Origin of the sequence: Streptomyces silaceus (assembly GCF_001419745.1) — a bacterium.
GTDB classification, from domain to species: domain Bacteria; phylum Actinomycetota; class Actinomycetes; order Streptomycetales; family Streptomycetaceae; genus Streptomyces; species Streptomyces silaceus.
Map to the genome: position 1 here is coordinate 21,516 of NZ_LIRJ01000074.1, position 6,902 is coordinate 28,417.

Annotated in this window: 6 protein-coding genes; 1 reads left to right on the top strand and 5 read right to left on the bottom strand. The window is 73.4% G+C overall.

Annotated elements, in window-relative coordinates; translation table 11 throughout:
- Positions 1-159: 159 nt before the first annotated feature.
- Both AOK22_RS08800 and AOK22_RS08805 read right to left on the bottom strand, forming a co-directional pair.
- Positions 160-954, bottom strand: a complete 795-nt coding sequence (locus AOK22_RS08800) for an HAD family acid phosphatase (RefSeq protein ID WP_055698034.1) — start codon at positions 952-954, stop codon at positions 160-162.
- Positions 955-1,127: 173 nt separating this feature from the next.
- Positions 1,128-1,724, bottom strand: a complete 597-nt coding sequence (locus tag AOK22_RS08805; RefSeq protein WP_055698035.1) for a TIGR03086 family metal-binding protein — start codon at positions 1,722-1,724, stop codon at positions 1,128-1,130.
- A gap of 165 nt (positions 1,725-1,889) precedes the next feature.
- On the opposite strand from AOK22_RS08805, the gene AOK22_RS08810 reads away from it, so the two are divergent.
- Positions 1,890-3,095 (top strand): MFS transporter, encoded by a 1,206-nt coding sequence (locus AOK22_RS08810; protein ID WP_055698036.1) that lies wholly within the window; start codon positions 1,890-1,892, stop codon positions 3,093-3,095.
- Here the strand turns inward: AOK22_RS08810 and AOK22_RS08815 are convergent.
- The 3 genes from AOK22_RS08815 to AOK22_RS08825 form a co-directional block, all read right to left on the bottom strand.
- Complete coding sequence (locus tag AOK22_RS08815) at positions 3,070-4,419, bottom strand: S28 family serine protease (protein ID WP_055698037.1); 1,350 nt, start codon at positions 4,417-4,419, stop codon at positions 3,070-3,072. The two genes, AOK22_RS08810 and AOK22_RS08815, sit on opposite strands and share 26 nt — an antisense overlap.
- A gap of 64 nt (positions 4,420-4,483) precedes the next feature.
- Positions 4,484-5,656, bottom strand: coding sequence for a hypothetical protein (locus AOK22_RS08820; protein ID WP_055698038.1), 1,173 nt, complete (start codon positions 5,654-5,656; stop codon positions 4,484-4,486).
- The gene (locus tag AOK22_RS08825; protein WP_055698039.1) at positions 5,653-6,627 is read right to left on the bottom strand and encodes a 5-dehydro-4-deoxyglucarate dehydratase; all 975 of its coding nucleotides are present in this window, start codon (positions 6,625-6,627) and stop codon (positions 5,653-5,655) included. Before AOK22_RS08825 ends, AOK22_RS08820 begins: the two co-directional genes overlap by 4 nt.
- Between the last annotated feature and the right edge of the window lie 275 nt (positions 6,628-6,902).

Here is a 6,902-nt window from a genome sequence, read left to right on the forward strand (position 1 = left end):
CCTTCCCGAAGGGGCCGCGCGGCGCATGCGAACGCATGCCGCGCAGCCCCTGAGCGTCTGAGCTACCTAGACCGTATGGCGACCTAGTCAGGAATGCAACCTATCTCGCGACGCTGACCTACCGGGACCTCCCGAGGGGTCAGCCGACGCGGGAGGGGGTCAGCCCACGTAGTAGGTGGGGTTCGGGAGCTTGTACGTCTTGTCGGCGTAGCCGCCCGCGAGGTCGGAGGTCTGGTCGCCGAAGCTGCCGACGATGTCGTAGCCCGTCGACTCGATGTGCTTGCGGGTGCCCTCCTTGAACTGGACGGTGGTGCAGTTCCAGGCGGCGGGCGTGGCGCAGTGGCCCAGGTACGCCGGCGGGTTCACCTTGTCCTTGGTGAAGACGTGGGTGCGGTCGAGCTGCGTCGCGTACCCGGCCTTGGCGAGGTTGGTCACCGCGCCCTCGCGCTGCGACTCGGCGAGGCCGGTGAGGAAGAAGACCTCGACGCCCTTGCTCTTGGCGTAACGGACCAGCTCGGGCATGCCGAAGACGGCGGGCCGCTTGGCCGCCTTGACGTAGGCGTCCCAGCTGTCGTTGTCGTACGTGAAGTTGGTCGACTTCTCGTAGTCGAAGCTGAGCAGCGCGGTGTCGTCGACGTCCAGGACGATCGCGGGCTTCTTCTTGCCGTGGCGGCCGTGGTGCGCGGCCTTCTCGATGTCCTTCTTCGCCTTGGCCTGGATGCGGGCCAGGTCCTTGGCGTACGGACTGCCGGGCGACGCCTTCCACACGCCGTCGGCGCCCTTGGTGGCGCCGTAGTACGCGTCGATCTCGCCGACGAGGAGGCCGATGTTGTGGGGCTCCTTGGTGGGGCGGGGGCGGTCCTGGTCGGCACTGGCGACGCCGGTGGCGTAGAGGGCGGCGCCGGCGACGGTACAGGCGGTGGCCAGGCCGGCCACGCGTAGGGACTTCCGCATGTGTTGCGTCTCCGCATCAGGGTTCGGGCAGGTCAAGGCTTGTCTACGCGCATCAACACCGCCCTGGGGAGGGCGTGGGGAGACCCTTTACCCGATCGATACCTGATCCAGGGGCGCCTGAGGGACGCTCGGCCCGCGGCCTTCCGGCCCGGCGGGAGGCCGGCGCCGGCCGCTCAGCGCGCGGCCCGCCACCGCGGGTCGCGTCCGCTCAGGCCGATCACCCGGTCCAGCAGCGGGGCGCCGTCCGGCACCGCCACCGGCGGCCCGAACAGCCCGCCCTCCGCCTGGTCGCCCTCGTCCCCGGACGGCGTGAGGAGCGCGTGGGCCGCCTCCAGGCTCGCCTCGTCCGGCGCGTACTCCTGGCCGGTGGAGCGCGCCAGGTCCCAGCCGTGGACGACCAGTTCGTCCATCGCGACCAGGCCCGCCACCTCGCCCGGCAGGTCGAGGCCGCCCGCGCGGGTCATGCCCTGCCAGGCCGCCGGATCGCGCCACGCCTCGGCGAGGGCGTCGAGCGCCTTGGGCAGCTCGGCGCGCCAGCCGGGCGTGATGTCCGGCGTGACGCTGCCGGGGTCGGTGTCCGTCGCGGGGCCGAACTCCTTGCCCGCCGCCTGCCGGAAGGCCTCGGCGAGCCCGAGCACATGGCCGAGCACGTTGCGCACCGCGAACGCGGGGCAGGGCGTGGGCGCCGCGAGCTGCTCGTCCGTGACGCGCCCGGCGACCAGCGCCACCAGGCGGGCCTGCGGACCGAAGTCGAGGGTGGTGTCCGTCATCGGGGTCTCCCAAGGTCGTGGTCCCGTCGCCCCGGCGGTGCCGTAAGGCGGCTTTCTCGGTACGTCTCCCCTGTAGACCGGCCCCGTTCCGTGAACTCATCGGCACCGGCTTAGGGAATCCGCCCCATACCGCCGCGGGGGCCTTAGGAACCAGCATCACCAGGCATGACATCGACGATCGGGCGCGTCCTGCGGGACCGCAACGCGGGGCTGTATCTGGGTGCGGTGGTGGTCTCCGGCTTCGGGAGCACCGCGCTGTGGCTGGTCTCCGGAATCTGGGTGAAGGAGCTGACCGGGTCCGACGGACTCGCCGCGCTCTGTCAGTTCGCGCTGTGGGCGCCCACCCTCATCGGCCCGCTGCTCGGCACGCTCGCCGACCGCACGCGCCGCAGGCCGCTGCTCGTGGCCGCCAACCTCGCGACCGGTGTGCTGGTCCTCTCGCTCTTCACCGTCGACGGCGCGGGCCGGCTGTGGATCCTCTTCGCGGTGCTCGTGGTGTACGGGGCGTGCGGCGTCGTCACGGACGCGGCGGAGGCCGCCCTGGTCCCGACGGCCGTCGACAAGGAGCTGCTCGGCGACTTCAACGGCCTGCGGATGTCGGCGAACGAGGGCATGAAACTGGTGGCGCCGCTCGCGGGCGCGGGCCTGTTCGCCGCGTACGGCGGTGCCCGGGTGGCGCTCCTGGACGCCGTGACGTTCGTGCTCGCCGCGGGGATGTACGGGCTGCTGCGGGTGAGCGAGAGCAGGCCCGAGCGGAAGCGGGCGTCCCTGCGGGAGCAGACCGTCGAAGGCGCGCGGTACCTGTGGGGGCACGAGCGGCTGCGGCCCCTGGTGCTCGGCGGCGGTCTGACGATGCTGACGTCGGGGATCAGCGGGGCGACGGTCTACGCGATCGTCGAGGGGCTCGGGCACGCGCCGACGTACGCGGGCGTGCTGTCCGTGGTGCAGGGCACCGGGTCGGTGGCGGTGGGCATCGCCTCGGGGGCGCTGATGCGGCGGTTCGGGGCGCGGCGGTTCGGCGGCGCGGGCATCGCGCTGACCGGTGTCTCCGTGGCGCTGGTCGCCGTCCCGGACGACGCCGTCGTCCTCGTGGGCCATCTCCTCAACGGCATCGGGCTGCCCTGCGCCCTGATCGCGGGCCTGACGGCGGTGCAGCGCGAGACGCCGGACGCGCTGCTCGGGCGGGTGGCGGCGACCGCGAGCACGCTGATGTTCGCGCCGACCGCGATCGGGATCGCGGCCGGCGCGGCCCTCGTGGAGAGCGTCGACATCCGGGTGCTGCTGCCGGTGCTCGCCGTGACGCGGCTGCTGATCGCCGCGCCGCTGCTGCGGCCCCGGGCCCTGGCTACTTCACGTCCGCCCAGCGCTTGATGGTCGCGACGGCCTCCGCCTGCTCGGCCGCGGGCAGCTTGGCGATGGACGCGCCGTGGTTGGCGCCCGGCACCTCGTAGCGGTAGGAGTCGCGGTGGCTCGGGGTGAACCGCTCGGCGCTCCACGGGTCGTTCTCGCCGTAGATGAACATCATCCGCTGCCCCCGGGTCCGCACCCAGCGGTCGACGTCCGCGATGGTCCGGTTGCTGTAGGTGCCGCGCATGGCGGCGGGCAGCACCGAGTTCGGCTGGTAGAGGCCGGGGTAGTGGCGCACGCCCTTGAGGTGCTTGAACTTCAGGTCGGCCCAGCCGAGTTGGGTGGCGGCCTGCCGGTAGTACGGGCCCAGGCCGTTGATGCCGAGTTCCTCGTCGTGGTAGACGCTGAGGCCGCGTCCCTTGGACCACGCGTAGAGCTGGTCGTCGGTGGCCTTCTTCGCGTCGGGGACGCTCGCGCAGTCGGCCTCCGTGCCGCTCTGCCAGAAGTTCCACACCTGGTCGAGGACCGCGAACTCATAGGCGCGGTCGGTGGTCCCGAGGGTCTCCTCGAAGGTCTGGCCGTCCGCCTTCGCGTCCTTCTCGAACCGGGGGAGCAGCGCCTCGCGGCGGACGAGCATCTCGCGCTGCACGGCGTTCAGGCCGTCCCGGCACTCCTTGGTGCCGACCGTCGCGAAGAAGCGCTCGTAGCCGCTGTCGTCGCGGTTGTTCGCGTCGTTGGGCGCCACGAACGCGACGACGGCGTCGAGGTCCTCGGGGTAGAAGCGCTCGTGGTACGTCGCCGTCATGCCGCCCTTGCTGCCGCCGGTGCCGAGCCACTTGCCCTTCTCGATGGTCCGCAGGGCCTGCGTGAGGCGGTGCTCGTCGGCCGCCCCCTGCCGGACGGTCAGCTTGGACCAGTCGTCGCCCGCCGCCCCGGCGGGCCGGGACCGGCCGAAGTAGCGGTGCTCGACGCTGACCTGGTTGGCGTCGATCAGCTTGGTGAGGGCGGTGGTGCCGCCGGAGAAGGTATAGCCGCCGGTGTAGAAGACGGTCGGCCTGTCCGTGGCCTTGTGCCAGAGCGTGACGCGCTGGGTGAAGGCCGGGCCGTCGGGGTCGCGGTGGTCGACGGGCTGCGCATAGGTGAGCGTGTAGAGCGGGAAGCCCTCCTTGTCCGCGACGGAGACCACCGTCATGCCCGGGATGCGCTCCAGGCGCTCGCGGATGTCGGACGGCGCGGCCCCCGCGCGGGCCGCGGGCTGGTGCGCGGCGGCGGGCGCCGTGCCGCCGAGCACCGCGGCGCCCGCGAGCAGTCCGGCACAGATCAGCGCGGATATCCCCTTGTTGCGCACCCTTGTCCTCCTCTGTCCCCTGGTACGGGAGCGACGGTCGTGGTTGCGCGGATCGTATCGGCGATCACTCCAGGCGGGACAGGGCCTTCGCGACGTGCGCGAGGTCGCTGTCGGAGGCCAGGCCCGCGTGGTAGAGCCGCAGTTCGTCCGCGCCGCGCGCGGCGGCACGGGCGGCGTCGTCGGCCAGCGCGGCGGGGCGTCCGCCCATGCCGGAGACGACGGTGAGGCTGGCGGCGAGCACGGTGGCCGGCGTGCGGTGCGCGGCGAAGGGCGCGAGCGGCTCGGCGCCGCCGGTGCAGGGCACGACCACGCCGTCGGCCACGGACAGGACGTGCGCGGGGTCGACGCCCGCGTTCGCCCCGCAGCGGTAGGACACCGGGTCGGCGTGGAGCAGCACCTGGAAGCCGGCGGGCGCGGCCTCCCGTACGGCGCGGACGGCGGCCTCCTGGAGGGTGCGGGCCGTCTTCTCGCGCCACGCGCGCGTGGCGGCGGCCTTCTCGGCGCCGAGGAGCTGCTCGACGGCGTCCCATCCCCCGGCGGGCTCCTCGCCGCGCCACACGGGCTCCAGGGCGCGCCGCACGGCGGCGGCCGACTCGTCGGGGTCCAGGCCCTGTTCGGCGTACCCCGCGCGGCAGGAGGCGCAGAAGCAGAGCGACATCAGGTACTGGCCCGCCTCGCCGAGGGCGACGCCGGAGATCTTGTCGTGGGCGTGCAGATGCGCGAGGCCGTACCAGCCGCACGACTCCAGTTCGGTGCCGCCCGTCCCGGTCCCGGGGCGCACGGCCGCCTCCGCGGCCAGATCGACGAGGTACGCGCGCGTGGCGGGCCGGGCGATGCACGGCGCCCAGGGATAGCGGTCTCCGTAGGCGTTGACCACGGAGGTGTCCGGATGCTCGTCGCCCAGGCGGGAGTTGTGGGCGAGGACGACCCAGCTGTGCACGTCGAGGCCGGCGTCCGTCAGGGCCCGCGCCGCCTGGGCGTACGCGTCGCCCGGCGCCCAGTCCCCGGCGGCGTACGGCCGCGGCTCGCGGCCCCGCCACCGCTCGCCCGGCGGGTAGAGCACGGCGGCGTGCGCGGCCGTGACGACGCGGTGGCGCGGGTGGCGGGGGGTCAGCGCGCGGGTGGAGTGGTAGGCGGCGGCGAGGGTGACCTGCCGGATGCCGAGTGCGGCGAGGCGGGCGGGGGCGTCGGGGTCGCCGACGACGTCCCAGGGGTAGAGGAACGCCGCGGCCCTCACTCCCCCGCCTCCGGCCCGCCCGGCAGGTCGGCGCCGAGCAACTCGCGCCCCCGTTCGACGAGTTCGGCGAGGAGCTTGACGTGCTCGTCGGCGGGCTCGTGCAGGGGCGGCCGCACCGGGCCGACGTCCAGGCCGCCGAGCCGCACGCCCGCCTTGACGAGGGAGACGGCATAGCCGCGGCCGAGGGCGCGCAGCTCCACGAAGGGCCGGTAGAAGCCGTCGACGAGCCGGTTGACGACGGCGTCGCCCTCCGGCGTACCGGCGTTGAACGCGCGGTGGAAGGCGAGGGCGATGTCGGGCGCGAAGCAGAAGACCGCCGAGGAGTAGAGGCTCACGCCGATGCCGCGGTAGGCGAGGCCGGTCAGCTCGGCGGTCGGCAGGCCGTTGAAGTAGAGGAAGTCGCCCACCGCCGCGCCGCGCACGGCGCTGACGGTGCGCTGCATCAGGTCCATGTCGCCGAGGCCGTCCTTGAAGCCGATGACGCCGTCGGCGCGGGCGAGTTCGACGACGGTCTCCGGGGTGAGGACCGCGTTGTCGCGCTGGTAGACGATGACGTCCAGGGAGGTGGCGGCGGCCAGTTCGGTGTAGTGCCGGATCAGCCCTTCCTGGCCCGCGACGACCAGGTAGGGCGGCATGGCGAGCAGTCCGTCGGCGCCCGCCTCCTCGGCCAGGCGCGCGTACCGCACGGCGAGCGCGGTGCCGTAACCCGCGCCCGCGACCACCGGCACCCGCCCCGCCGCCTCGTCGACGGCGGCGGCGACGCACTCCTGGAACTCCTCGGGCGTCAGGGCGTGGAACTCACCCGTGCCGCAGCAGGCGAACACGGCCGCCGCGCCGGCCTCGATGCCGCCGCGCACATGGGCGCGGAAGGCCGCCAGGTCGAGTCCGCCGTCGGGCCCGTACGCGGTGACCGGGAAGAACAGCGGCCCGCTGGGGACGCGGAGTCGGGAAGCAAGGGGGGCTGACGTCACGGGCTCTCCCTAGGGCGTGCACGTTTCTGATTCATGTCCATATCCCTGAACGCACCCACGCTAAGCTGCCCTCTTGGGCCCGGTCAAGCCGGTCAACTGCCCGCGCGGGAGCGGATTTACCGCCTCCGGAGGGACTCCGCGAGCCCCTTGACGCGGCGCGACCGCGATCCCTAGCGTGTCCATGGATGTGAATTCTGTACGTGAATGAGTACGCCCCACGGCGCCGACCGTCCGCCACGACGGCCAGCCGTCACGCCGCCCTGCCACCCCACCCC